24 protein-coding genes are annotated in these 24,998 nt (G+C 41.4%); 7 read left to right on the top strand and 17 right to left on the bottom strand.

Going from position 1 to position 24,998, the window contains the following annotated elements:
- Nucleotides 1–230: 230 nt before the first annotated feature.
- Nucleotides 231–1,166, top strand: coding sequence for a LysR family transcriptional regulator (locus E0H88_RS01045; protein WP_131272771.1), 936 nt, complete (start codon nt 231–233; stop codon nt 1,164–1,166).
- A 22-nt stretch (nt 1,167–1,188) separates the two neighbouring features.
- Here the strand turns inward: E0H88_RS01045 and E0H88_RS01040 are convergent, their stop codons facing one another.
- On the bottom strand, nt 1,189–1,788 hold the full coding sequence (locus tag E0H88_RS01040) for a TetR/AcrR family transcriptional regulator (RefSeq protein ID WP_092819622.1): 600 nt from the start codon (nt 1,786–1,788) through the stop codon (nt 1,189–1,191).
- Nucleotides 1,789–1,845: 57 nt separating this feature from the next.
- Here E0H88_RS01040 and E0H88_RS15830 point away from each other — a divergent pair, with 57 nt between their 5' ends.
- From E0H88_RS15830 to scpC, 4 genes are all read left to right on the top strand, one after another.
- Entirely contained in the window at nt 1,846–1,986 is a 141-nt protein-coding gene (locus E0H88_RS15830; protein WP_165493260.1) for a hypothetical protein, read from the top strand.
- Nucleotides 1,987–2,616: 630 nt separating this feature from the next.
- Nucleotides 2,617–4,398: an acyl-CoA dehydrogenase C-terminal domain-containing protein gene (locus tag E0H88_RS01035; RefSeq protein ID WP_131272770.1), complete on the top strand. Its 1,782-nt coding sequence runs from the start codon at nt 2,617–2,619 to the stop codon at nt 4,396–4,398.
- Nucleotides 4,399–4,503: 105 nt separating this feature from the next.
- Complete coding sequence (locus E0H88_RS01030; protein WP_131272769.1) at nt 4,504–5,673, top strand: thiolase family protein; 1,170 nt, start codon at nt 4,504–4,506, stop codon at nt 5,671–5,673.
- A gap of 118 nt (nt 5,674–5,791) precedes the next feature.
- Nucleotides 5,792–7,291: a succinyl-CoA:acetate CoA-transferase ScpC gene (scpC, locus tag E0H88_RS01025; protein WP_171458651.1), complete on the top strand. Its 1,500-nt coding sequence runs from the start codon at nt 5,792–5,794 to the stop codon at nt 7,289–7,291.
- 398 nt (nt 7,292–7,689) lie between these two features.
- Here the strand turns inward: scpC and E0H88_RS01020 are convergent, their stop codons facing one another.
- The 8 genes from E0H88_RS01020 to E0H88_RS00985 form a co-directional block, all read right to left on the bottom strand.
- Nucleotides 7,690–8,652, bottom strand: a complete 963-nt coding sequence (locus E0H88_RS01020) for an IS30 family transposase (RefSeq protein ID WP_131272768.1) — start codon at nt 8,650–8,652, stop codon at nt 7,690–7,692.
- 65 nt (nt 8,653–8,717) lie between these two features.
- Nucleotides 8,718–9,542 (bottom strand): hypothetical protein, encoded by an 825-nt coding sequence (locus tag E0H88_RS01015; RefSeq protein WP_131272767.1) that lies wholly within the window; start codon nt 9,540–9,542, stop codon nt 8,718–8,720.
- An 11-nt stretch (nt 9,543–9,553) separates the two neighbouring features.
- Nucleotides 9,554–10,243 carry a PilW family protein gene (locus tag E0H88_RS01010; RefSeq protein ID WP_131272766.1) on the bottom strand — a complete coding sequence of 230 codons (690 nt, stop codon included), beginning with the start codon at nt 10,241–10,243 and terminating at the stop codon, nt 9,554–9,556.
- 12 nt (nt 10,244–10,255) lie between these two features.
- A complete protein-coding gene (locus E0H88_RS01005) occupies nt 10,256–10,693 on the bottom strand; it encodes a PulJ/GspJ family protein (RefSeq protein ID WP_131272765.1) in 438 nt (145 codons plus the stop codon).
- Nucleotides 10,657–11,121 (bottom strand): prepilin-type N-terminal cleavage/methylation domain-containing protein, encoded by a 465-nt coding sequence (locus tag E0H88_RS01000; protein ID WP_131272764.1) that lies wholly within the window; start codon nt 11,119–11,121, stop codon nt 10,657–10,659. Before E0H88_RS01000 ends, E0H88_RS01005 begins: the two co-directional genes overlap by 37 nt.
- Before the next feature lie 104 nt (nt 11,122–11,225).
- Entirely contained in the window at nt 11,226–11,570 is a 345-nt protein-coding gene (locus tag E0H88_RS00995) for a type IV pilin protein (RefSeq protein WP_165493259.1), read from the bottom strand.
- Nucleotides 11,571–12,111: 541 nt separating this feature from the next.
- Nucleotides 12,112–13,206, bottom strand: a complete 1,095-nt coding sequence (locus E0H88_RS00990) for a fatty acid desaturase family protein (RefSeq protein ID WP_092818408.1) — start codon at nt 13,204–13,206, stop codon at nt 12,112–12,114.
- A gap of 14 nt (nt 13,207–13,220) precedes the next feature.
- Nucleotides 13,221–14,291 carry a ferredoxin reductase gene (locus E0H88_RS00985; protein ID WP_131272762.1) on the bottom strand — a complete coding sequence of 357 codons (1,071 nt, stop codon included), beginning with the start codon at nt 14,289–14,291 and terminating at the stop codon, nt 13,221–13,223.
- Between the two features lie 139 nt (nt 14,292–14,430).
- Here E0H88_RS00985 and fabR point away from each other — a divergent pair, with 139 nt between their 5' ends.
- Nucleotides 14,431–15,126, top strand: a complete 696-nt coding sequence (fabR, locus tag E0H88_RS00980; RefSeq protein ID WP_092818410.1) for an HTH-type transcriptional repressor FabR — start codon at nt 14,431–14,433, stop codon at nt 15,124–15,126.
- A gap of 52 nt (nt 15,127–15,178) precedes the next feature.
- On the opposite strand, the gene E0H88_RS00975 is transcribed toward fabR, so the two are convergent.
- The 5 genes from E0H88_RS00975 to E0H88_RS00955 form a co-directional block, all read right to left on the bottom strand.
- Entirely contained in the window at nt 15,179–16,006 is an 828-nt protein-coding gene (locus tag E0H88_RS00975) for an alpha/beta fold hydrolase (RefSeq protein WP_131272761.1), read from the bottom strand.
- A 161-nt stretch (nt 16,007–16,167) separates the two neighbouring features.
- A complete protein-coding gene (locus E0H88_RS00970) occupies nt 16,168–16,434 on the bottom strand; it encodes a PAAR domain-containing protein (RefSeq protein ID WP_092818412.1) in 267 nt (88 codons plus the stop codon).
- Between the two features lie 133 nt (nt 16,435–16,567).
- Nucleotides 16,568–19,405, bottom strand: coding sequence for an RNA polymerase-associated protein RapA (rapA, locus tag E0H88_RS00965; RefSeq protein ID WP_131272760.1), 2,838 nt, complete (start codon nt 19,403–19,405; stop codon nt 16,568–16,570).
- A 143-nt stretch (nt 19,406–19,548) separates the two neighbouring features.
- Entirely contained in the window at nt 19,549–20,193 is a 645-nt protein-coding gene (locus tag E0H88_RS00960; protein ID WP_092818414.1) for an RluA family pseudouridine synthase, read from the bottom strand.
- A 129-nt stretch (nt 20,194–20,322) separates the two neighbouring features.
- Complete coding sequence (locus E0H88_RS00955; protein ID WP_131272759.1) at nt 20,323–21,033, bottom strand: phosphopantetheine-binding protein; 711 nt, start codon at nt 21,031–21,033, stop codon at nt 20,323–20,325.
- Between the two features lie 286 nt (nt 21,034–21,319).
- On the opposite strand from E0H88_RS00955, the gene E0H88_RS00950 reads away from it, so the two are divergent.
- Nucleotides 21,320–21,808 carry a hypothetical protein gene (locus E0H88_RS00950; RefSeq protein ID WP_131272758.1) on the top strand — a complete coding sequence of 163 codons (489 nt, stop codon included), beginning with the start codon at nt 21,320–21,322 and terminating at the stop codon, nt 21,806–21,808.
- 203 nt (nt 21,809–22,011) lie between these two features.
- Here the strand turns inward: E0H88_RS00950 and E0H88_RS00945 are convergent, their stop codons facing one another.
- The 3 genes from E0H88_RS00945 to thiE all read right to left on the bottom strand — a co-directional run bounded on the left by E0H88_RS00945 (nt 22,012) and on the right by thiE (nt 24,526).
- Nucleotides 22,012–22,428, bottom strand: a complete 417-nt coding sequence (locus E0H88_RS00945) for a GlcG/HbpS family heme-binding protein (protein ID WP_131272757.1) — start codon at nt 22,426–22,428, stop codon at nt 22,012–22,014.
- Between the two features lie 127 nt (nt 22,429–22,555).
- Nucleotides 22,556–23,857, bottom strand: coding sequence for a glutamate-1-semialdehyde 2,1-aminomutase (hemL, locus tag E0H88_RS00940; protein ID WP_131272756.1), 1,302 nt, complete (start codon nt 23,855–23,857; stop codon nt 22,556–22,558).
- A gap of 42 nt (nt 23,858–23,899) precedes the next feature.
- Nucleotides 23,900–24,526: a thiamine phosphate synthase gene (gene thiE / locus E0H88_RS00935; RefSeq protein WP_131272755.1), complete on the bottom strand. Its 627-nt coding sequence runs from the start codon at nt 24,524–24,526 to the stop codon at nt 23,900–23,902.
- Nucleotides 24,527–24,998 lie beyond the last annotated feature (472 nt).

The following is a 24,998-nucleotide window of genomic DNA, read 5'->3' as shown; positions in this document are numbered from 1 at the left end:
TGAAATACATTTCAAGTCTGCTCAGGTAGAAAAATAAAGAGGGTGCAAACAATAATGAAAGCGGTCTTTTGTGTTATTTTGATTTTTATTGATAGAATTTATTTTATAGGCTTCAGCTGAAGCGTATCCGCATGACAGGCTATTTTCGGTATAAATGGACATTGGAAATAGCCCGTAAAAGGCAGATGATATATTGCCTCTACAAATTGAAGATTTAGGGATTTGAATCGGTGTTTGAGCTCGACTGTAAATTACTCAGTGTTTTTCTTTATATTTATAAATATAAAAGTGTTTCTGTCGCGGCTGAATATCTGGCCATGAGCCAGCCCACGGTCAGCAATATCCTGAATAAAATCCGTCAGCATTATAATGACCCGCTTTTTTTGAGAATCGGCAATGAAATGGTGCCGACTGAACTGTCGAAACAGCTGTTTCCACTGGTCAGTGAAGCCTTAAGCAAAGTTGAAATCATTAATAATTTTACCGTTGATTTTGACCAGACCACCTCACAGCAAAAATTCACCATTGCCATGACCGATGTGTCGCACTTGGTGTTATTGCCGAAGATTTCCCAATATTTAAAACAGCATGCTTCGCATATCCGTTTAAATGTCCGGGCCATTACTTCTGAAACCAGTTATCAAATGGCGAATGGGGAAATTGATCTGGCGATCGGTTTTCTGCCCAATCTGGAAAACGGTTTTTATCAGCAGAAACTGTTTGAGCAATATTATGTGGTGATTGCCGCCAAAAATCATCCGCGGCTCAGTGAAAACAGCTTAAGCACCGAACAATATATCAATGAACCCCATATCGATATTGATGCCGGAATGGGGCATTACCATATTGAAAATGAACTGTTAAATTTAGAACTGAAACGTAATATCTTGATGCGCTTGCCCAGTTATCTGGGCGTTGGACTAGTGGTTCAGGAAACTGATGCGATTGCCACCGTACCTTATTATTTAAGTGAAGTGTTATTGTCGCGCGGCAATTTGCAGATTTTTGACGCACCGATTACTTTTCCCACTTACGCCGTCAAGCAATATTGGCATATGTCCTGCCATCATAAGACCAGCCATCAGTGGCTGCGGCAGATGTGTTACGAGTTGTTCTCGAAAATGAATGATCTGGATGACCCTATGCATAAAATCATTCATCAATAACTGATTTATTGAAACCCGGATATCAAGAAATTTTATCCGGGGTCATTAAGGCCTGGTTGATATACAGCTTGATCAGGCGTTCACGTGAACCAATGGCTTTCTGGTAATGGGTCGAATTGAGCAATAATGAAGCGCCATAAGTGACGGTCCAGATATAAGACAAATAGTCGCGAATCGACATGGCACTATTAAAGGACTTCAGATAATCATCGGTCATGTCTTTAATTTCGATAATCCGTTCTTCACGGACTTTATAGAGTTGTTCAAATAATTCTTTTAGCTTGCGTTCATTATTGGTTAAGCGTTCTTCAATTACATGCAGTAAAATGGTCCGGTTGGAATTTAACATGTTGTAGAGCATGTACTGTGAAACATAGGTTTTAATATTATTTTTATATTTTTTCGAAATTTCCAATAATCTTTTTTCATTCAAGATAATGAGTTCTAAATAGAGCTGATTCTTGCTTTTAAAATGTTTATAAATGGTGCCTTTGGCAATATCCAGTTCAGACGCAAGTTCTGCCAGGGTAATGTCCTGATTATTATCCAGCAACAGTGTTTCTGCCATGGCTAAAATTTTCTCTTTGCGTAATTGAAAATTTTGTTGGCGTACCGTATTCATCGTAAGTCCCAGAAAGACATAAAAAAAGCCAATTCAACATATACCGATCTTATGCATATGACAACTCAACTAATGTCTGATATGAGCCAAAAACAAAGCGCTGCTTTGTTTTTGGCGCAAGAAAATAAAAAAGCACTGCTTTGTTTTTTAGCGCAAGAAAATAAAAAGCACTGTTTTGTTTTTAGTGCAAGAGAATAATAAAAAACACTGCTTTGTTTTTAGCACAAGAGAATAATAAAAAGCGCTGCTTTGTTTTTGGCGCAAGAAAATAAAAAGTACTGTTTTGTTTTAGTACAAGAGAGGCAATATAGACTGAAGGTCAACGAAGCACATTCAATCAGCTTAGATTTGCAATGGCATAGCCAAAAATAAAAGTCAATCTGGGAGAACCTGAGAGGTCAATAATCGTCAATAAAATTCCAATTACCGCATAATTATTTTATTGTCTTTTTACGTTGAAAAAAGGGACTAGCCCATAAAACGCAAAGAGCAGATATGCTGATTTAACCGTATTCCATTCATGTATTTAAGCTTCGGTTTGAGGGTGAATGGTTCAGTTTAAAGTGATTTACAGAAACCATGTTTTATTCATTGCTCATAAGCGTGATGATGAATAGATTCTTAACACTCGAGCTGATGAGTAAAGTATTTAAACCTGATTTTCGCTGCGTTCATTTCTCCTCATGGATGCTGAAAACCACGGAAATACCCGGAATTTGCTTAGAAAGATGTAGGTTGGAATAAATCCGTTATTTCAGTATAGGTTCTTACAACTTTAAAAAGCACTTCACTATTTTTAATGCGAAGTCTTCACATAAGGAAAGCAACATGCCTATTTATAACGCCCCCCTTAAAGACATGGAATTTATTCTCAATGATGTATTTAAGGCAGATGAATTCTGGCAGGGCAATGAAAAACTCGCTCATTTAGATATGGCAACGGCGAATGCGATTTTAGAGGAAATGGCCAAGTTTTCTAAAAACGTCATCCTGGATTTAAACCGCAGCAGTGATGAAGACGGTGGCGCACAGTTCAATAATGGTGTGGTGACTACACCTAAAGGTTTTAAAGAAGCATTTAAACAGTTTGCCGAAGGTGGCTGGGTTGGTCTGGGCGCACCTGAAGAATGGGGCGGTCAGGGCATGCCTAAAATGCTGACGGTACTGGCGGATGAAATGATTTGGAGTACCAATCCGTCATTTATGCTCTACCCATTACTGACTGTGGGTGCAGGCATGGCGATTAATGACCGTGCTTCCCAGGAACAAAAAGAGACGTATCTGCCAAAATTCTACACCGGTGAATGGTCAGGTACCATGTGCCTGACAGAGCCACATTCTGGTACCGATTTGGGCATCATTAAAACTAAGGCTGAACCGAATGAAGATGGTTCTTTTAACATCACCGGGACAAAAATCTTTATTACTAGCGGTGAACATGACCTGTGTGAAAACATCATTCACCTGGTTCTGGCAAAAACACCGAATGCACCGGCTGGCTCACGCGGTATTTCCCTATTCATCGTGCCGAAATTCCATGTCAATGCAGATGGATCGGTGGGTGAGCGCAATGCCGTGTCTGCAGGTTCTATCGAGCACAAGATGGGGATCAAGGGTTCTGCGACTTGCGTAATGAACTTTGACGGTGCCAAAGGTTATATCGTCGGTAAAGAAAACGAAGGCCTGGCCGCCATGTTCGTGATGATGAACTACGAACGTTTATCCATGGGTATTCAAGGCATTGGTGCGGCTGAATTTGCCTACCAGAATGCTGCACAATATGCCACAGACCGTTTGCAAGGCCGTGCCGCAACTGGTGCAAAATCGCCTGAAAAACCGGCAGATTCCATTTTAGTGCATGGTGATGTGCGCCGCATGTTGCTGAATGTCCGCGCCAACAACGAGGCATCGCGTGCCTTTGCGGTCTATGTAGGTCAACAGCTCGACATTACCAAATACTCAACCGATGCTGAAGCAGTACGTAAAGCCAATGACCGTGTGGCATTGTTAACACCAATTGCTAAAGCATACCTTACCGATAAAGCTTTGGATTCGGCTTTAGAAGCCCAAATGTGCTTTGGTGGTCATGGTTATATTCGTGAATGGGGCATGGAACAGTGTATTCGTGACTTGCGTATTTCCCAAATTTACGAAGGCACGAACGGCGTTCAGGCCATTGACCTGATTGGCCGTAAGACCATCAAATGTGGTGGAACATACATAGGTGAATACATTGCAGAAATTCGTGAATTTGCACAAGGTCTGGATGATGGCTTGAGCATTAAAGCCGCTGTACTGGATGTCTGCACACAGGTTGAAGACATTACTGCCTTCATTGTGGATCAGGCAAAAACAGCCCCTGATTTCTCCAATGCCGTGGCAGTGGATTACTTGCATGTGGTGGGATTACTCAGCTTTGTCTATATGTATGCACGTATCAGCCAGGCCGCCCAACCGAAAGCTGAAGCGTTCTTCCAGAACAAACTGGTGTTGGCGCAGTATTATGTAGCCAAGGTTTTACCTGACCTGGCAGCACGTGTACAACGTATTCAAGCCGGTGCCGATGTAGTGATGCAGTTACCCGAGGAATATTTTACTGCCCAATCTTAAGTTTGGCACATAGCTTTAATACAGGTTGAACAAAGATGGAAATGACATGAGCTGAGGGTATAAGTTCATGTCACACAACAAAATTCATAAATTAGGATGAAAAAAATGATTGTTATTGTAAATGGTGTTCGTACCGCAATGGGTGGCTTCCAGGGCTCACTTTCTTCATGTACAGCGCCAGAACTAGGTGCAGCAGCCATTAAAGAAGCTGTAGCGCGTTCAGGTTTGCAACCCACAGATATTGATGAAGTCATTTTTGGCTGCGTTCTTCCAGCCGGCTTAAAACAGGGACCGGCGCGTCAGGCCATGCGTCAGGCAGGTTTACCTGACAGCACGGGTGCAACCACCATTAATAAAATCTGCGGTTCGGGCATGAAAGCAGTGATGCAGGCTGCCGATGCAGTGAAAACAGGCTCAGCAGAGATTGTCGTCGCAGGCGGCATGGAGTCGATGAGTAATGCGCCTTATTTGCTGGATAAAGCACGTGCCGGTCACCGTATGGGACATGGCAAAATCACCGACCATATGTTTCAGGAAGGTCTGGAAGATGCTGAAACCGGTCTTTCCATGGGTATCCTTGCCCAAGAAATGGCCGATAAAAAAGGCTATACCCGCGAACAGCAAGATAACTTTGCAATCAGCTCGTTGAATAAAGCAGTAACAGCCATCAACAATGGCTATTTTAAAGAAGAAATCGTGCCTGTAACCGTGTCTTCACGTAAGGGGGATGTGGTAATTGAGCAAGATGAACAACCACTGAATGCCAAGGTCGACAAAATTGCTACTTTACGTCCGGCTTTTAAAAAAGATGGCACCATTACTGCTGCCAATTCCAGCTCTATTTCAGATGGAGCTTCTGCTTTAGTCATTACTTCAGAGGAAATTGCTGCAGAGCGCGGTTTGGCGCCAGTGGCGAAAATTGTGGCTTATGCATCTCATTCACAGCACCCGACAGAGTTCAGCATTGCGCCAGTCGGAGCGATTGAAAAAGTGTTGAAAAAAGCCGGTTGGGATGCACAAGAGGTTGATCTTTGGGAAATCAATGAAGCCTTTGCCATGGTGGCTATGGCGGCTATGGATGCTTTCAATTTAGATGAAGCAAAAGTGAACATTAACGGTGGTGCTTGTGCACTCGGCCATCCTTTGGGTTCATCAGGCTCACGCATTATTGTGACTTTATTGCATGCTTTAAAACGCACCGGCGGCAAAAAAGGCATTGCCAGCTTATGTATTGGTGGTGGTGAAGCAACTGCGGTTGCAGTTGAACTGATCTAAGACGTTTCCGTATAGCAGAACAATAAGCGACGAATTGGAATTCGACAAGCAATAAAAGCCACCTTTTTAGCAGGCTGGGAGGGTGGCAACCAATAAGTTTATTTTTGAGATTTTTATTATGAATGGTTTAGATCGCATTCGCTTAGTCTCCCTTCGCGACAAAGTTATGTCAGCTGAACAGGCGATTGAATTGATTCAAGACGGTGCTGTAGTGGGTTTAAGTGGTTTTGGCGGTGCAGGTGAAGCAAAAACGGTACCGCTGGCCCTGGCTGAACATGCCAAACAACATCCCTTAAAGATTACCCTGGCGACAGGTGCAAGCCTGGGCAACAAGATTGATGGCCGTCTTAATGAAGCCCATGCGATTGTGCGCCGTTATCCTTATCAGGCTGATCCGGGCCTGCGTAAAGCGATCAATGCGGGTGAGGTGATGTATATCGATCAGCATTTATCGGAAATGGCAGATAATATCCGTCATCACAACTTGCCGCGAATTAATGTTGCCGTGATTGCAGCAACAGCGATTACTGAAGATGGTCAGATTATTCCCACCGGTTCATGTGGTAACTCCGCCAACTTTGTGGAAATGGCAGATCATGTAATTATCGAAATTGACAACACCATCCATCCAATCCTCGAAGGGGTACATGATATTTATGTGCCTAAAGCCCGTCCAAACCGCGCACCGATTCCCTTGATTCATGCAGGAGAACGGATTGGGACACTCGGCATTCAGGTCAGTCCGGAAAAGATTTCTGCCATTGTCCTGAACGACCTTCCCGACACTTCATTCAATATGGATGAACCGGACCAGGATACGTTGGCGATTGCCAAACACCTGATTCAATTTTTTGAAGCTGAAGTGGCAGCAGGGCATTTACCGCAAAATCTGGGTCCCTTGCAGTCTGGAGTCGGTTCAATTGCGAATGCCGTTTTTTCAGGTTTTGAACATTCCAATTTTCATCATCTGGAAATGTATTCCGAAGTTCTACAGGACTGTACGTTTGACTTGATTGATTCGGGTAAAATGACATTTGCTTCGGGTTGTTCCATGACCTTGTCCGATTCTTGTGCACAACGGGTGATGCAGAATTTTGAGCAATACAAAGACAAGATTGTGCTGCGTCCGCAGGAAATTTCCAATAATCCTGAAATCATTCGCCGTCTGGGGATTATTGCCATCAATACCGCACTGGAGTTTGATATTTACGGCAACGTGAATTCTACTCATGTGAGCGGAACCAAAATGATGAACGGAATTGGCGGTTCGGGCGACTTTACCCGCCATGCACATATAGCGATTTTTGTGAGCAAATCGGTGGCTAAAGGTGGAGCCATTTCATCTGTAGTCCCGATGGTCAGTCATACTGACCATACCGAACACGACATTGATGTTTTGGTGACAGAGAACGGTCTGGCAGATTTACGCGGTCTGTCTCCGCGTGAGCGTGCCCGCAAGATTATCGATTTATGTGCGCATCCGAATTATCGCGATGAACTGAATGATTATTTTGAACGCGCTTGCCAGCGTGGCGGGCAAACCCCGCATCTTCTTGAAGAAGCATTGTCCTGGCATGCGAAATTTGAAGAGACCGGAAACATGCATAAAACTGCATAAAAACCGCTGATTATGTAGAACAAAAAACCCATCTCATGATGTAATGCTGATCAGTTAAGGAGTTTAGAAATAAACTCCTTAATTTTTAGTGAGTCATGGCGGAGTCTTCCCATTTTTAATCAAACTCTTGCAGCTCATTTGTTACTTTGGTTTCGCCCAAAGTAACCAAAGGCATTTGTCATCCGCAAAACTCGTCAGCCACTATCAACTAGCAAATTTATCGCAGAAACAATCATTTTTTAATGTAGTCCTGCCTCAAACAGTTGCGGATGACTTTCCCACATATCAAATACAGGCATGAATTTAAAAAAGAAAATGTCAGTCAATTTCTTAACTGACTGGCATTAATCTCATGATGGGTTTTTTAATTGCCAATTTCAGTTTTTATGGAGGCGGATTCAAGCGGCAAGTGCAACAGTATAAAAACCAGCCATAACTTCACTCGGTGTATGCCAACCTAGTGTTTTTCTAGGACGATGGTTGAGTGCAAATTCTATCTGCTCTATTTGTTCGTTTGACACGTCATCAAACGATGACGATTTTGGCAGATATTGCCGGATTAAACCATTCGTATTTTCATTTCTAGCTCGCTGAATAGACTTGTAAGGATCAGCAAAATACGTATCTATGCCAGCATCAGTAATTCTTTTGTGTTCGGAAAATTCCTTGCCATTATCAAATGTCACACTATAAGCATGGCTCATCTGTAAACGATCTAATGCACAAGTAATCGTTTGAGAGGATGCTCTCGTTGGCCCTAAATGAACAATATGTACGTACAGGCTCTTTCGATCAACGAGAGTTAATAAAGCACCTTTATGATGTTTACCAATCACCGTGTCACCTTCGAAATCTCCTAAACGTTGTCGTTGATCAATGACCTGGTCTCTGCAATGAATACTTGTTTTATCAATGATTTGACCCCTACGATCCGTGTTTTTGTAACCTCGTTTTCGATATTTCTTCTGATGCCTTAAGTGTAGATGGAGTTTACCGCCTTTTGATTTATCTTGATAAATGTACTGGTAAATCCACTCATGTGAAGGTACATCCAGCCAACAGCGTTGTGTTAAAGCACCTGAAATTTGTTCTGGTGACCAGTCCAAGCCAATCAAATAATCAATATAAGCGAAGGCAAACGCTGTCATGGGTGATGAAGGACGGTACCGTCTTTGACTTGCAAATTTAGCTGCCTGTTGAGCTCTATATCCACGTTGCCCAGTATTTCTTTTTAATTCACGGTAGATGGTTGATCGTGAACGCCCTAACTCCCGAGCAAGGGTAGCGATTGAACTTTTACTTTTCAAAGTAGCATAAATTTCGTATCTTTCATCTTGAGAAAGTTGGGTGTATTTCTTCATTGTGTGCTTTCCAATTGCGAGTTGAAAAAGTCCAATGATTCTACGAATACACCTAACTTTTTCAACTAACTACAAATGTGTCGCACTTGGGATTTGAATCTGCGGTCTGTTGTTTTAGATAAATTAACTGTCACATTTCCGTCAAACCATAATACTCCAGTAATTTCTGAATTGGCAGTAACTACCCAAGAGTCACTTTGACGAGTCACAGCTACAGGACAAGTAATAACTGTTTCTGCTGTTATCTGTTTATTTTCAGTAGCATCAAAAAAATTATTCTTCATGCATTTTGCATTACCATTTTCTAAAGTAAAAATATAATTGGCATCTTTACGTAAGTCTTCAGGTCTAATAAAGCTTTTAGGGGTATAAGCTACCACTGTAATACCAGCATTACTTAAAGCAGATGCATCATAAGTCTGGTTATTATTTTTATTAATAATCCCTCCTGAAACCTCAAGTGTTACACCAGAAGCAGAAAGGTCTTCTAATTTATTTACGCGCAATCCACCGGCAAAAACTGAACCTGTTTGTGATTTGCTTTCTAATTCTTCAGTAATAACGAATTGGGAACGTAAAATCGAGGTAGTTCCACCACTGATTGTCCCAGTCTCAATCTTTGCAATATTTGCAAAATTAGTATCTGCTTGGTCTTTTAAAAATTTAGACAAAGCCTGATAACCAATCATAGCCTGCATTTGTGCTTGGGTTTGTGCATGAGCTGTCGTTGCACTCGATTGTAGATTACGCATTGAAGACATATAACCTACAGTAAGAACAGTTAAAGACAGTCCAACTAGCACAATAAATAAAAGAGATGAAAAACCTTTCTGTTTAGAACAAAATAGAATTTCTTTAGGGACTTTCATATTTTTAAATATATTATTCATTTTTGGCTCCCCTATTTAAAATTAACTAGGCAGGTCACATTGCTAATGGTCTTAGCACTTGTAGCACTACTCGCCGCATAAGTTTTGGCTGTGAGTAAGACCTGATATTTACCACCACTCGAAGTACTATTTTTAACGCCAAAAGGTAGACAACCGCTTATTTCCTGAACTTGTATATTAATTTCGCCAATATTATTTGTATTATTCGAAATTCCAGAACTACTGAGCGTACTTTCCACTTGAATAAGTAATTCCTTTGCAAGTGTATCTGCAGGTTTTGCCAGACTTGAACAACTATAACCGGTATTTTTCCCATAAAAATACAAACCATTGCTGTGACTTTGTAATGCCTGGCAATCTGTATCGGAAACTTTCCAAACCAAAAATTTTCCAGCTGCTTTTTTGCTTGTTGAATCCAGATTAACCGTATTACCCTCTGAATCCAGTACCTGAAAATTCGTCCCGTACCCTGCATTAGTATTGGTTATTCCAAACCCCATTCCTTGCAAGATACTGTCAGCTGCAATAAAACCCAACGTCATACTGCTATCTACTTTAGCGCCTAAAGAAGATTCAGCGGTCACCTTTCCCGTCGTAATAAATGCACGCAGCATGGCCAAAATAATAATAATGGATAAGGCCATTGCAATTAAAATTTCAAGTAAAGATACACCACGCTGTGAAAAGTTCAGGTTATTCATATGCCCTCTCCTTCACGGCGACATTTGTACTTTGACAGGCACAAAGGTATCACTACTCTTGACCTGAAGCTCAGCATAGGTCACGTCTACATTTGCCTCTGCCACGCCATTATTCGGATTTGTGGTGCCATCCAAAGCCTTAACAGTAAAAGCCTGCTTTTTTACGATACAATCAGCTTGCACATTTGAACCTGCTATCTCTACTTGTATAGAATGAGTTCCTACAGCTTTAGCACCGCATTGGGCAGAATTTTCCAGCTGCTGGCGAAACTGATTAATTGTATGTAAATGGATATTCTGATCATGATGTATGACCGCCGTACGGCCTGCAATAAACGCTGCCCCTAAACCAATAATCGCCATCAATACAATAGAAATTAAAACCTCAATTAAGGTCACACCCTGCTGACATTTCAATGAAGGTGAAGATTTATAATGCACCTGTTGCATTTGTTCCCCATTCGCAGTAATGCTATAGTACAATTTGCTGTCATTACATAAGCATTGTTGTTGAGTGGAATTTTATTATTACATTCATTGGATAAGGTCACTGTAACCGTGGGTTCAATTACAACCTGCAATACTATTGAATCTGTTGTGCTGTCGTCCTTATTCCTCACGATTATTTTTTTATTGGTATTATCCACAATCAGTAGTGCCGCTGGTGCTGTACTATCAATGGGCACTGCATTTGGATTACGAATAGCTTCGTTTTTTGCCCGACTGTAGGCTTCCAGAAATAATTTTTCAGTCTTGGTAATTTGTGCATTTGCCACCCAAGCTCGCCCTAAAGGAAAGATTGCTAAAGCGAGCATGGCCAATAATGCAATTGCAATCATTAGCTCAATAAGCGTAACTCCACGGTGCTGACTTACCATGATGTTAGACCACCGCAGCTGGAGCCACCTGTGATTGTTCTTATATTTTTATTGGTTAAAGATAGACTACAACCTGCAACGTGTACCTGTTTTCCCCGTTGCGGTTAAAGTGTACGATGTAGCAGAATTACATTTGCTGTATATTCAAATGTTTCTGTTTCTGCCGGTTGCCAAGCAGTAGCATATTCCTGAGTTTTGACTGTAGATACAGTCGGATTTGTTGTTGGAATGGGATAAGTTAAATTTCGTTGGTATAAGCTTTCAATGACTAAACTTAATGTTACAAGATCAGCTCCAGCATTACGCGCCTTCGCTTTAGTAATGTAATTGGAGTACATTGGCATCGCAATTCCCGCAAGAATAGCCAAAATTAAGACTGTAACCATAAGCTCTACAAGAGTAAAACCTGATTCAATTTTTTGAGCTAGTAAAGATGACTTTTTGTACATTTTCTTTCCTACACCAGATGGCATATTTACCTACAGAAAAATAACACATCACATTTCTATTATAAGTTGTAAAAAAGATCTATCTTTTTTCATTCACCAATCACTTATTTACATTTTAATAATAATTATTATTATTATCATTTTATTATTAATAAAACTGTCATATATTTTAATAAAATTAAATAATAATAATAAAAATCAATATATTATAAGCATAATTATTTATAAAATTATCTATCTAATTTTTTTAAAAAATTAATTAATGATGATTTACTGATCAACACCCCCAGGGGGTATAATTACAAAGTTATATTTTACTTATTTGACAATAGGCAAAAGTGCTCAAAGAGTAGATATTTATGCAAAAAAATACATAAAAAGCTCACAAAAGATAAACAATTTGCAAAATTAATTTATTACTAAATTCATCCTAATACTTTAAATTAAATTTTATAATTTTATTTTTTTATAAAATTTTCAGGAGTGAGGGTTTTCCCTAACTCACTCCTGAAAAATAATATATTAAGATTTTTGGATAAACTTACTTCTTGAACGGAAAAGCATATTTAGCAATACGTTTAATTACACTGCCATACTGCTTAAACAGGTTGGCATTATTATAATTTAAACCATATTTCTCACATACTGCCTGAACTTTAGGTGCCATTTTACGATAACGGCGTGCCGGAATGTCCGGATATAAATGATGCTCGATTTGATGGCTTAAGTGACCGGTCAAAATATGGAATGCTTCTGAACCTGTCAAATTGGATGAACCACGAATCTGACGCATATACCAATGTCCGCGACTTTCATTTTCCAGTACCGTTTTCGGGAAAACTTCCACATCTTTAGTGAAATGACCACAGAAAATAATACTGAAAGTCCAGATGTTACGGATTCCGTTCGCAACCAGATTGCCGGTAAATACCGGTAAAGCAGCTGGACCCGCAATCAATGGAAAGAAAACGTAATCTTTAAACAATTGTTTACCGATTTTCTTTTGGAGTGGTTTCCACTCTTCTTTGAGTACCTGTTTACTTTTACGCCCAAACCATACTTTACCCAATTCCAGGTTTTGAATGGCTACGCCCCACTGGAATAACAGACAAAATGGAATCGCATAAATCGGCTGTAAAAGATAGCCTGGTTTCCAGCGCTGTTCAGGGAACAAACGCAGCAAGCCATAACCGATATCATCATCCATCCCTTTAATATTGGTATAAGTATGATGCTTGTAGTTATGGGTTTGACGCCAGTTATCTGCTGTGCCGACGATATCCCACTCGTAACTTGGGCCATGGAATTTAGGATCATTCATCCAGTCATATTGACCATGCATAACATTATGACCCAATTCCATATTTTCCATAATTTTGGCAAAACCAAGTAAGCCTGTACCTAATACCCAGGCCGGCGGAAACCAGCCAGCAAATAAACAGGCACGTCCAGCAATTGAAGCATAACGAATGGTTGAGTAAACACGACGGATATATTTCGCGTCTTTTTCGCCAATATCATCAAGCACTTCTTGTTTAATGGCATCCAGCTCACGGGCCAAATCATCTAGTTGAGATTGAGTGAGCTCACCATTTTTCGGATTTTTAAAATATTCTATTTTAACAGGCATATTCATAATATTTTTCTCACTTATAAATCAATGACAAGGTCAGACTGTGCTGAATTGACACATATTTTTAAGACATTACCGGGTTCTGAATTTTGAGCACCGTTCACCAAATTTTTGGTTGAACCTTCAACTTTATTACAGACACATTTATGACAAATGCCCATACGGCAGCCGTGGGTAGGTCTGATATTTTGCTGTTCCAGGCTGGTTAAAATAGACTGCCCTTTAGGAATGGCTACTACTTTCTTTGACTGCAACAAAGTCACATTGACAAAGCCCATGTCAGAACTTTCAACGGCACTCATGCTAAAAGCTTCACTTTTGAAACTTTGGGCATGGGCAAATAACTGTTCAGCCTGTGCAACAAATCCGGATGGGCCGCAGGCATACACCAGACTGTTTTCGATATTGTCCAGCAAAGCCAGATGGTCCTGGTTTAAGCGTTTGCCCGCATCTTGTTCCTGGGTATAAAAAACCTGAAATGAGAAATTCGGATATTGTTCCGCAAGCTTTTCAAAACGCGCTTTAAAAGCTGCATCGGCATATTCTTTGACCCAATACAACAACTGGATAGGTGCTTGAGTCATACGATCCGTTTTAGAAAGCGCTTTAAGCAAGCTTAACATTGGGGTAATACCGCTACCCGCAGCGAGCAAGATCATCGGCTGAGCTTGTTCTGGTAACAGCATGTCCCCATAAGGCTGCCCAAATTCAAGAATATCGCCGACTTGTGCCTGCTCAACCAGCCAGGAACTAACTTTACCCTGATCAACTTTTTTCACTGTTAATAAGACATGTTGCGCATCAAGTTGGGTCAGACTATAGCTACGTTCATAGCGAACACCATTCACTTCCACAAAAACTGGATGATGCTGCCCTGCTTGCCCCATTTGAAAATGACGGTTCACTTGAATAGTCAAACTCATCATATTTTGTGCAGAATTTTCTTTTTGGACAATTTTGCCTAAGGCTTGATTGATTGACCAAAGCGTATTGAATTTCTGCAGCCAGAAATTGGCTGCGTGCTGATCCATAACGCTTTCAGCTAGTGAACTCAGGGGAGATTTTTTCATTTTTTCTACAACATGCATAGTCAGTACCACGCGATTGAATTTTAATTATTATACACATGTATATATATTTGTATATATATTTGTATTATTTCTAATCATTTCCCAAGTTGCACTGCAACCGCTATAATGTTTTTGTGTTTCTAATCCCTTGAAAAATATGAACCAGTCTTCAATCAAAAAAAGTGTTGATGCGCCTGTTGATAAACAGAATTTTGTTCATGAGCCGGTGATCGTCCGTACCGTGGGCCGAAAAGCAACCATTACCAAAGAAGAGCTGTTTCAAGCTGCATTGAATTTAATTGGACCGCAAAAAAGCATCTCCTCCTTAAGCCTACGTGAGGTTGCACGTGAGGCAGGTATTGCTCCAAACAGTTTTTATAGACATTTTAAAGATATAGATGAACTTGCAATTGAATTGATTGATCGTGCAGGGATTGTATTGCGTCAAATTTTGCATCAAGCGCGTTTAAAGGCTTCTAAGGAAAACAGCATTATTCGCAGTTCAGTCGAAATTTTTATTGAACAATTAGATGCAGATGAAGGAAATTTAAGTCTATTATTGCGTGAAGCCTATACCGGTTCTGCGTCTTATAAAGCAGCAGTGCAACGCCAGCTAAATTATTTCCAGCAAGAGTTGCAGGAAGATTTAATTCGTCTGGAACGCCTCAATAACAACAGGCTTTCTCACCCCGACATTGCCGCTAAAGCCATTACCCAGCTGGTATTCAATATGGGTGCAACGGTCATCGATATTTCTGCGAAGGAACGCAATGAAATTGCCGAACAAACCATGATCATGATTCGCATGATTATAGAAGGTGCACGTCATCTGGATGAAGCTCAAATTCGATAATCTATAACGTGATTGCTCGTGAAGGATGCAAAATGAAATCCTTCACTTTTCCTTAAATACTTTGCTGTTTGGCAATCCTCTGTTTCACCCATTCGGCTGTGCTTTCCGGTTGCTCTAAAGGAAACATATGCCCACCTTCGACCACACTAAACTCAATGCCATAGATTTTTTTCATCCCTTGCGGTAAGCCCTGTTTATAAAAGTGGCTCTGTTTTGCGGTAATCAGATGTACCGGAACTTGAGGTGCTTTACGTGGAGTACGCCACCACCACGCAGGTACTGTTCTAAAAATTTCAGCTTCAACCGCTTTAGGAATAGTTAAGGTCGCGCCCCCTCTGCTTTGATCTTCTGTAATAGCATGGGCAAAATAATCATCAAAACACTGCTGATCAAAATTCTTGAACAGGCGGTTATTTCGCAAAGATGTATATGCTTCATCAAAACTGCACCAATGATCATTGCGTTTAAGCGTAATCGCGGCTGGCGTGATTTTATCCACGGCTTTTAATTTCAGCTTTTGCAAACCCTCAAAAATGGCAGATTTAGGTCCGATCACAAAAGGCGGATCCATAATCACCAACTGTGAAAACAGATCAGGACGTTTATAGGCCGCCATTAGAGTAAGCAAAGAACCAAATGAATGCCCCAAACCAATCACCTGCTGTTCTGGAAATTGCCGTTCAATGTCTGCAATTACCTGTTCAACCAGATAATGCCAAGTCAGAGTCACCGGATATCTGGGATCCAGACCAATCATTGGAATGGCCTTAAGATCAAATTCTGGTCCCAAACAGCGGAAAAACTTTTGATAGCTGGCCGAAGGAATCCCATTGGCATGGGTAAAATGAATCGCCTGTTTTCTGAATAATCCATCTGCCATATAAGCTACTCTTATTTTCATTTACATTTATCTGATTAACAGCATCGTAGCTTAAGGAAAAATAGACTGGGATGACATCCATAAATGCATGATTCACTGACTTGCAAGTCAGATGGCTTAAATACAGAATTCTATACAATAAATGATTTGACTGCTGCGGTTTATTTTCGCCAAACCACCAGAAACTGACTGCCTAAAAAAGTTGCTCCGCAAGTCGTCTTGTCCCCTGCAATCACCACCCCACGCCCTTTCACAGTGGTTGACTGTTTCGCCGCAATGGCTGACACAACCATTTGGCATTTTGGACAATAATGTTTCATACCATGCAAATGCACAGCGATTCCATTTATGATAAAAGAAGGATCACATTCCGAGACTATTCCGCCGTGCGACGTGCTAGAACCCATGGTAATTAAAGACTGAGCCATTGTTATTCTTCTTATATTTTATAAAAATTATTTTCTTATTTTAGCATGAGTTGAATTTTAAGCCAGATGAACCACAACTGCCTCATCTTAAACATATAAAGCACCCGTAGGTGCTTTATATTTCAGTTTAAAATTATGGCTTAACCACTACCATCACCTGAATGGCTTCTGGTGTGACTGATAAACCATCCAGCAGGCTCAAACCTTCTTTCTGGAATTTTTGCAAACGTGAAATTTCATCTTCACGGATGCTTGGGTTGAACTGTTTCAGATAAGTCAGGCGATCAATTTCATATTGCCATTTGTTGCCATACACTTCTTTAGCCTGCTGCTTAAAGTTAGGCAATGCAGCTTTGGCAATATCCAAGGCTTGTGCATAACGCTGTTCAATCACTTCACGGCGTGCTTTCACCACCTGACGGCAGCTATTGCCATCCAGGTGATGTAAATAAGGTTTCAGGATTTCCGGTGCAATCTTTTCAGACAGATCCTGACCTTTTTCACTGAGCAATACGCGAATCAGCTGCTGTGGCAAGCTAGATGGCAAGTTCAATGCCTTCGGTGCAACCACATCCACCTTAAACCAGACTTCAATCAACACCGAACCTTGTGGCAAGGCTGCAGATTTTAATACCGCAACGTTGGTACTACCAAAAGCCTGGGTATTAATCATTTCCATCACGCTTTCTGTGAATGGATGTTCCAGCGTCAAGTATTGTGCATCTTCACGAACCTGCGCCTGATCACGATAGAAGGTCGCAGTCATGCCTTCTTCATCTAAAGATAAGCCTTGTACCTGCATTTGATCGGTCGGCTTGATGATCACCGTACCGTTACTTTGCTCATCAAAATCGATATTGGTCGACGCCATAAAGCGTTTCATAAACATCGGCAAAGTGGTGTTGTCGTCATAATCTTCAAGCGCCTGCACAATTTCCTGCGCCACAATTGGACGGCAAGAGTTGTATTCCAGCAGACGGTCACGGCCTTCCTGCAATTCAGCCTCTAAAGCTTCACGCTGTACAGTAACTTCTTCCAGTAAATCTTCAAACTGCTGGCCTAAATCTGCCAATAAACAGTCTTTTAACTTCACAATAAAGTTTTCTTGCAGGGTTTGTGCAGTCGGGGAAATATTGCTGAAGATATTCAGACCTTCGTTGTACCAGCGGAACATACGTTCTTGCGCTGTACCGACCAGATAAGGCACATGAATCTGAATCCGGTTTTCCTGACCAATACGGTCTAAACGGCCAATACGCTGTTCCAACACATCCGGATTCGCCGGCAAGTCAAACAGGATCAGGTCAGAGGCAAACTGGAAGTTACGCCCTTCTGAACCGATTTCAGAACACAACAGAATTTGTGCACCATAAGACTCTTCAGCGAAATACGCTGCTGCCTGGTCACGTTCAAGCAGGCTCATGCCTTCATGGAACATGGCGGTACGGATGCCGGCATGTAAACGCAGCACATTTTCCAGCGCTTCCACCACCGGACCACTACGTGCAATCAGCAAGACTTTTTTGTGCTTTAACTCGGTACGCAGGATTTCCATGAGCCACATCACGCGTGGGTCATGTTCCATCCACGAGCCATCCAGCTGAGCCTCTTCAGGCCACATCTGTTCACGCAACTTGCCGTCTTTCGACCAGTTGGCAGGCGCTGGCAAAGGTGCCGGTTGGCAATCACGGCCCGGAAAGCCCTGAATCGCTTCACGGGTATTACGGAACAAAATACGGCCGGTACCATGACGGTCCAACAATTCATGAATAGCACGGAAACGCTGTTCCGGCTCATCCTGAATGCCATGCCCCAACAAACCCTCGATCGCTTTTAAATGCCCTTCTTCCAAAGGCAGGTCTGACATCAGCACTTCAGCAATTTTTGCAGTCTGATGATACTGCTCTTCTTCATCGAGGAAGCGGTCGAGTGAACTAAAGCGTTGCGGATCGAGCAGACGTAAACGGGCAAAATGGCTTTCCACACCCAGCTGTTCTGGTGTTGCTGTAAGCAGTAACACACCCGGTGTTTTTTCCGCCAATTCTTCAACCAGGTCATAACGGTCATTACCACCTTCTTCTTCACTCCACATCAGATGATGTGCTTCATCCACCACAAGAAGGTCGAAGCCGGCTTCTAAAGCCTGTTCACGCAAATCTTCGTGATCGACCATCAAGTCAACAGAAGCAATGATGCGCTGCTCAGTCAGGAACGGGTTTAAGTCAGGGTCATGTTCTTTAATCGAAGCGGTACGGGTCAAATCGAACAGTGAAAATTCCAGATTGAAACGGCGGCGCATTTCAATCATCCACTGATATTGCAGTGAGTCTGGAACCAAAATCAGGATACGTTCAGAACGGGCAGTTTTGAGTTGCTGATGAATAATCAGGCCTGCTTCAATGGTTTTACCCAAGCCCACTTCGTCAGCAAGCAAGACACGCGGCGCAAAACGCTGGCCCACTTCATGGGCAATATACAGCTGGTGCGGAATCAGGCCTACACGCGCACCGACCATGCCGCGCAGAGGACTGTTCTTCATGTTGGCTTGCATCAGCAAAGCTTCAATACGCAGGTCATACCATTCTTTATAGTCGACCTGGCTGGCCAGCAAACGGTCAAGCGGTTTAGACAGCTGGATGGTCGCACCAATACGGGTTTCGTTGAGTGACTTACGTTCTTCTGAGCCATCTTCCAAATTGCGCACGACGTTATAGCGCACTACGCCATGACGGTCTTCCAGCGACTCAACTGTCCATTGGGTGCCTTCCTGATCCTGCAGTTCATCATTCACATTGAACACAATACGTGATAAAGGTGCATTGCTACGTGCATAGACACGTGTTTCATCACTTTTTGGGAATAAGATGCTAACCGATCTTTCATCTACGTCTATAAGAACCCCTAAACCGAGTTCTGTTTCCGTGTCTGATAACCAACGCTGACCAATAGCAAACTGATGCAATTTTTCCACCTTTATCTAAAAATGAGGACACTAATTTCAAGCCCAAAATCTGGTTGGTATTTGAGCAAAAAACCAGGTCTTTAAGCAATATATTTTGACATAAAGCCCACTAAAAAGTGCGCAAAATCGATGAGGATTAAAAAGTTTTTACTTTAAAAAGGAACCGGAGCATAAAACTCCATCAGCTGCTCTGTTTGCGGATGATAAAAACTTAAGTTTTCAGCATGCAGGCACAGACGCGGCATCAACAGTTGCTGCTCAGGAGTGGCATATAAAGTATCCCCAATGATGGGATGACCCAGATATTGCATATGCACGCGAAGCTGATGGGAACGGCCGGTAATCGGGCTAAGTTTGACCCGCGTCACCGCCTGTCCCTGAATTTCAAAATGTTCGATAGCCTGCCAATGCGTGAGTGCAGGCTTGTTATGCTTGGGATCGGCAATATGTAAAGGAGGATGTTCAGGGTCATAAACAACCGGCACATCAACCGTGCCTTCCCCTTCTAGATGTCCCGCTACTACGGCTTGATAGGTTTTGTCGGTTTGACGTTCCTGAAACTGGCGGGAAATGGTTTTTTGTCCCCATCTGCTCAGGCCAAACACCAGAATGCCGGAAGTATCCCGATCCAGCCGGTGAATAAGTAAGGTTTTGGGTTCTATTTCTAATAACCGGTTGATCACGCAATCTTGTAAATCTTCGGTTTTGCCGGGAACGGTGAGTACACCTGCAGGTTTATGGATGACCATAAAATCTTCATCACGATGTATCAGATGTTCGGTTAGAAAATTACTCAATGTTCAATCCCAGGCTGATCGCGAAAACAAGGCGGCAATAATAGAAAGCTTGGCACAGAATTACAATGCACAATATTCGAATTGGTGACGGTTTTTCCGATTTTGCTCAAAAATTATTTCAATCTCGTGTTATGAACCTACTGATTGCAATACAAAGCTGACCAGTGCATGCAGGGTATTGTGTTTTAGGACATCTTCATACCTAATATTTGCTCCATGCGCCCGCCAAATACCCACCAACGTCACAATGGCTACAGAATCCAAACCGTATTGTTTCAGATCAACCTCAGGATCAATTTCTAGGGCATCCATGTTCAGTTGCTCTGCAACCGCGAGCATAATTCCCCTGGAGGAAAGCACGTAATGGGATGGTGCACTTAAATCCCATAGCCGAGTCAAACTATAGCTGTTCATGTGATGCAAGCCCTGTGCCGAAATGTTGTCAATCCATTGAATATGCTGTTCCTGATTCGACAATAAAATCGCATCATCCACTACACAGATTTGCTCGGTGACACTTTGTAGATGTGGCAATATTTGCTTGAGCATCGGCGTGACCTGCCCCGCAAAAATCAGCTGCGGATGCGATGATGCATATTCACCCAGTTGCTGCATACCCTGCATCAGGTCATCGCCATATAAGTCGACAATTGGAATATCTAAAGCTTTGGCTTTATTAGTGATCTGAACCAGATGAGTCATCAGGTCACTGTCTTGTATGCCTGCCATCATTCTTAAATTTTGCAATCCCACTAAAATGAGTACTGAATCTGTAGTTGATAGTTGCCATTTGGCTTGGGAGGGCGCGAGTTGGATTTTTTTGGGTATTGGGTACAGCATGGGTAACTCTTAGAAATAAAGAAATGGTAAGATAATTCGATGTTTATTGTAGTTTACTATCAATTGGGTTATCTGTTTGATGTGATTTTCCAAACCTTCATCCTCATCATTTCGTATAATGCCCACTATGTTAATTTGATTGAAGATATTTAATGGGATAAAACCTTTTATTTTACTATCTCGCTATTTTTTATACATTAAATATCAACAACCTCTAGTTATTGTAAGCTAATATATTTCATCACTATTTAGAATAGATAAAATACCACTTATGGAGAAAATTGATATGGATGTTCAAAATGACTCCAAAACACATCATCAACTATCCATTCTAAATGCTTATTTAGATTGTATAGCTACTTTAAATAGTCGTACTGTAGCTTATGATTTTTATATAGAGCCCATATATAAAAAAGGTTCACTTCAAAATAGTCTTACAGAATTTTTTATTAAAGAATCAATAAGACACTCTGAATTAAATCACTCTCCATTTTCTAAATTAGATTTTACATATGAACCAATATTAGATTGGAAAACGCAACTTAATAAATCTTTAAATGAATGGTTCTTTGGTGATGATTTCCCAATTTCAGATTATTATGAGATTGTTAAAAAAAATATAATTTCAAAACTTATAGAACTTCTAGAAAGCATTTCAGAATATGAATTAAAGCTATATTCGCTTGATAACAGCTCATTTGATGTTTGCTATCTTGATTATGTAGTTACATATCAAGATGACTATTATTATTTACACTTTTCTTGGAATGATTAGAAAATCTAAAATCAACATAATACACCTTATACGAATTTTTTATTTCCTTTTTAAATCATAGTGTTAACGTAAATGAAAAAGCCCAACACGCCATGCTTGGGCCTTTTTGTCGATTTATCACGTTCCACGATTAATTATCGTACAAAATTCTGAGATTTTATTAAGTTAAGCTTAGAAAACTATATAAAATCAAAATATAAAAATCAGCCAACTTGCGCCAAAAACTTCTCAATCGCCTGCTGCGCAATCTCCGCATCCTGAAAAGATTTAACCCCCGACACACCCATTGCACCAACCAACTGCCCTTGGTACAGAATCGGCTCACCACCTTCCAACATTCCAGAAAAAGTATCCATAGTCAGAAAGCCCATTTGACCGCCTTTAATAATATCTTCAAACAGCTTGGATGGACGGCGACTCATTGCCGAGCATTTAGCTTTTTCTAAACACAGATTGGCTGTCATCGGTGAAGCACCATCCATACGCTTCATCGCTAATAAAGTTCCAGTTTCATCAACCACGGCGATACTGACATTAAAATTGTTCTGAATCGCATATTCATAAGCTGTATTCAATAAAAATTCAGCATCACTTAAAGTCAAATAATGTTTGGTTTGCATGAATAAATATCCCTAATTTTAGAATTTAATCTCCCCTAACCCCTCTTTAAAAAAGAGGGGAACTCCAATATAAAAATTCTTAAAATTCACTCCTTTATCAAAGGAGGGTTAGGGAGGATTTAAAAACTTAAGCTTTCATTTCAGCAAATGTTTCTTTTGCAGCTTGAATGGTAAATTCAATATCTTCATCACTGTGTGCAGCAGAGATAAAACCTGCTTCGAATGCAGAAGGTGCAAGGTTTACACCACGTTTCAACATGCCGTGGAAGAATTTACGGAAAGCATCAACATCACATTTCAGCATGGAATCGAAACTGGTGATGTCTTCCTGATCTGTGAAGTACAGACCGAACATACCGCCCACTTGTTGAGTCTTGAATGGAATGCCTGCTTCATCGGCAGCCGCTTGTAAACCGGCAAGTAATTTTTCGAGTTGCGCGGTTAATTTTTCATAAAAACCTTCAGCCCGAAGATGCTTGAACATCTCAATACCTGCACGCATCGCCAGCGGATTCCCTGACAATGTCCCCGCTTGATATACCTTACCTAAAGGTGCAATGCATTCCATCACTTCATGTTTACCGCCAAACGCACCGACTGGCAGGCCTGCACCAATAATTTTACCCAAAGTGGTCAAATCAGGTGTTACGCCATAATGCGCCTGCGCACCACCCAAACCGACACGGAAACCGGTCATCACTTCATCAATGATGAATACTGAACCGTGTTCGTCACATACATCACGAATCGCTTGCAGGAAGCCATCAATTGGTTTCACCAAGTTCATGTTGCCAGCTACCGGTTCAACAATCACCCCTGCAATTTCAGAACCGAATTTAGCAAAGCATTCTTTCAGGGTGGCAATGTCATTGTACGGCAAGGTTAAAGTATGTTTGGCAAAGTCGGCAGGAACACCAGCAGAAGTCGCTTCACCCTCACCACTGGTTAATAAACCTGAACCGGCTTTAACCAGAAGCGAGTCTGAATGACCATGATAACAGCCTTCAAATTTTACAATCTTGTCACGACCCGTATAACCACGAGCCAAACGGATTGCGGTCATGGTCGCTTCAGTCCCTGAGTTGGTCATACGCACCAACTCAATAGACGGCATGATCTCACAAATAATGTCCGCCAAAGTGGTTTCATGCACAGTTGGCGCACCAAAGCTTAATCCATCTAAAGCAGCATTTTGCACGGCTTGAATAATGTCAGGATGTGCATGACCCAGAATCATCGGCCCCCATGAACCCACATAGTCCACATAGCGTTTTCCATCCACATCATACAGATAGGCACCTTGGGCTTTTTCAATAAATACCGGCGTACCGCCTACGCCATTAAAGGCACGTACCGGTGAATTCACACCGCCTGGAATATGTTTGCTGGCTTGTTTGAACAGTTGTTCTTGCTTTGGAGATAAGCTCATAGAGACACTCAACTAAAAATTAAATCAATAAGCAATAAGGTTTTATGCTAAGGCTGTAGTTTTAAACAATGCAGACCACTCGTCTAAACGCTCTGGAATCGCGTGCATCGGACGACCTAATATATCACTGATTACCGCACAATAATCTGCACCACATTCAATCACCTGCTGGGAATTTTCAACAGTTAAGCCACCAATGGCACAGATCGGCACATTCAGTTTTTCTTTGGCCAGTTTTAAGGTGTCCAGGCCAATATTACCTGCTTCAGGCTTAGACTCGGTCGAATAGATGGCTCCAAAAGCCACATAGTTTGCACCATCGGCAATTGCCTGTTCTGCCAATTCCAGTGAATTGTTGCAGCTGCGACCAATCAGTACACCTTGCGGCAAACGTGCAACTGCTTCCTGAATCGAGCCATCATCCTGCCCCAGATGCACACCTACGCCGTATTTAACCGCAGTTTCAAGGTCATCATTAATCACGAAAGGCACACGATATTCAGCACACATGGCTTTCATGTATTCAATTTCATAAATTTGGTCTTGTTTGGCGACTTTTTTACGACGGTATTGCAATACTGAAATACCGCCATTGGCCATTGCACCTTCAAGTTTAGCCAATAAAAGTTCTAAAGGATCGTCATTGGTAATCAGATATAAACCGCGCATAACATACTGCCAAAATGAAAACTGCCCTATTATAGGCATATCAGGGACAAGATTCAGCGGAACTGGCTTAATTCCTTATAATTACTCTACATAAATATGCAAAAAATCAGAAAACCCAGCCCACGACAACTGTAATGCAAATTTTGTGAAAAAATACCTATTTTCAGGGATGGATCATCTGGATATTAAACGGTTTAATAAATCACAGAATAACAATAAATAATAAAGACACTATAATAATAAAACTTGCAGCTCTGATCAGACTTTCTAATTCTTTGTTATCAAACGCGCTTGGGGAAGCGAATGAAGAATTAGAGAGTCGCCTTATTTTTTATCCGGGTATTCCAGCCAACATTGCATCCTACTTTCAATCCTGATGAATCCTCTTTTAGTCCATGATGAATGTTGATATTTTTTAAGCTGAGATTTTAACGTACCGCCTGCATAAAAAAAGCCTAGAGAAGGTCACTCT

It is taken from the genome of Acinetobacter sp. ANC 4216 (assembly GCF_004331195.1).
In the GTDB taxonomy this organism is placed as follows: Bacteria; Pseudomonadota; Gammaproteobacteria; order Pseudomonadales; family Moraxellaceae; genus Acinetobacter; species Acinetobacter kookii.
Note: the sequence above shows the minus strand (reverse complement) of the source record. Positions and strands in the feature narration are given on the sequence as shown.

Bases quoted from the DNA above. Each gene is read 5' to 3' on its own strand.
- E0H88_RS01030 (WP_131272769.1), top strand. From the start codon at position 4,504: ATGATTGTTATTGTAAATGGTGTTCGTACCGCAATGGGTGGCTTCCAG.
- E0H88_RS00955 (WP_131272759.1), bottom strand. From the start codon at position 21,033: ATGCTGTACCCAATACCCAAAAAAATCCAACTCGCGCCCTCCCAAGCC.
- E0H88_RS01000 (WP_131272764.1), bottom strand. From the start codon at position 11,121: ATGGTAAGTCAGCACCGTGGAGTTACGCTTATTGAGCTAATGATTGCA.
- E0H88_RS01035 (WP_131272770.1), top strand. From the start codon at position 2,617: ATGCCTATTTATAACGCCCCCCTTAAAGACATGGAATTTATTCTCAAT.
- E0H88_RS00950 (WP_131272758.1), top strand. From the start codon at position 21,320: ATGGATGTTCAAAATGACTCCAAAACACATCATCAACTATCCATTCTA.
- E0H88_RS00990 (WP_092818408.1), bottom strand. From the start codon at position 13,206: ATGAATATGCCTGTTAAAATAGAATATTTTAAAAATCCGAAAAATGGT.
- E0H88_RS00970 (WP_092818412.1), bottom strand. From the start codon at position 16,434: ATGGCTCAGTCTTTAATTACCATGGGTTCTAGCACGTCGCACGGCGGA.
- E0H88_RS01020 (WP_131272768.1), bottom strand. From the start codon at position 8,652: ATGAAGAAATACACCCAACTTTCTCAAGATGAAAGATACGAAATTTAT.
- E0H88_RS01040 (WP_092819622.1), bottom strand. From the start codon at position 1,788: ATGAATACGGTACGCCAACAAAATTTTCAATTACGCAAAGAGAAAATT.
- E0H88_RS01015 (WP_131272767.1), bottom strand. From the start codon at position 9,542: ATGAATAATATATTTAAAAATATGAAAGTCCCTAAAGAAATTCTATTT.
- fabR (WP_092818410.1), top strand. From the start codon at position 14,431: ATGAACCAGTCTTCAATCAAAAAAAGTGTTGATGCGCCTGTTGATAAA.
- E0H88_RS01010 (WP_131272766.1), bottom strand. From the start codon at position 10,243: ATGAATAACCTGAACTTTTCACAGCGTGGTGTATCTTTACTTGAAATT.
- E0H88_RS01005 (WP_131272765.1), bottom strand. From the start codon at position 10,693: ATGCAACAGGTGCATTATAAATCTTCACCTTCATTGAAATGTCAGCAG.
- E0H88_RS15830 (WP_165493260.1), top strand. From the start codon at position 1,846: ATGACAACTCAACTAATGTCTGATATGAGCCAAAAACAAAGCGCTGCT.
- E0H88_RS00995 (WP_165493259.1), bottom strand. From the start codon at position 11,570: ATGTACAAAAAGTCATCTTTACTAGCTCAAAAAATTGAATCAGGTTTT.
- hemL (WP_131272756.1), bottom strand. From the start codon at position 23,857: ATGAGCTTATCTCCAAAGCAAGAACAACTGTTCAAACAAGCCAGCAAA.
- thiE (WP_131272755.1), bottom strand. From the start codon at position 24,526: ATGCGCGGTTTATATCTGATTACCAATGACGATCCTTTAGAACTTTTA.
- E0H88_RS00985 (WP_131272762.1), bottom strand. From the start codon at position 14,291: ATGCATGTTGTAGAAAAAATGAAAAAATCTCCCCTGAGTTCACTAGCT.
- E0H88_RS00975 (WP_131272761.1), bottom strand. From the start codon at position 16,006: ATGGCAGATGGATTATTCAGAAAACAGGCGATTCATTTTACCCATGCC.
- scpC (WP_171458651.1), top strand. From the start codon at position 5,792: ATGAATGGTTTAGATCGCATTCGCTTAGTCTCCCTTCGCGACAAAGTT.
- E0H88_RS00945 (WP_131272757.1), bottom strand. From the start codon at position 22,428: ATGCAAACCAAACATTATTTGACTTTAAGTGATGCTGAATTTTTATTG.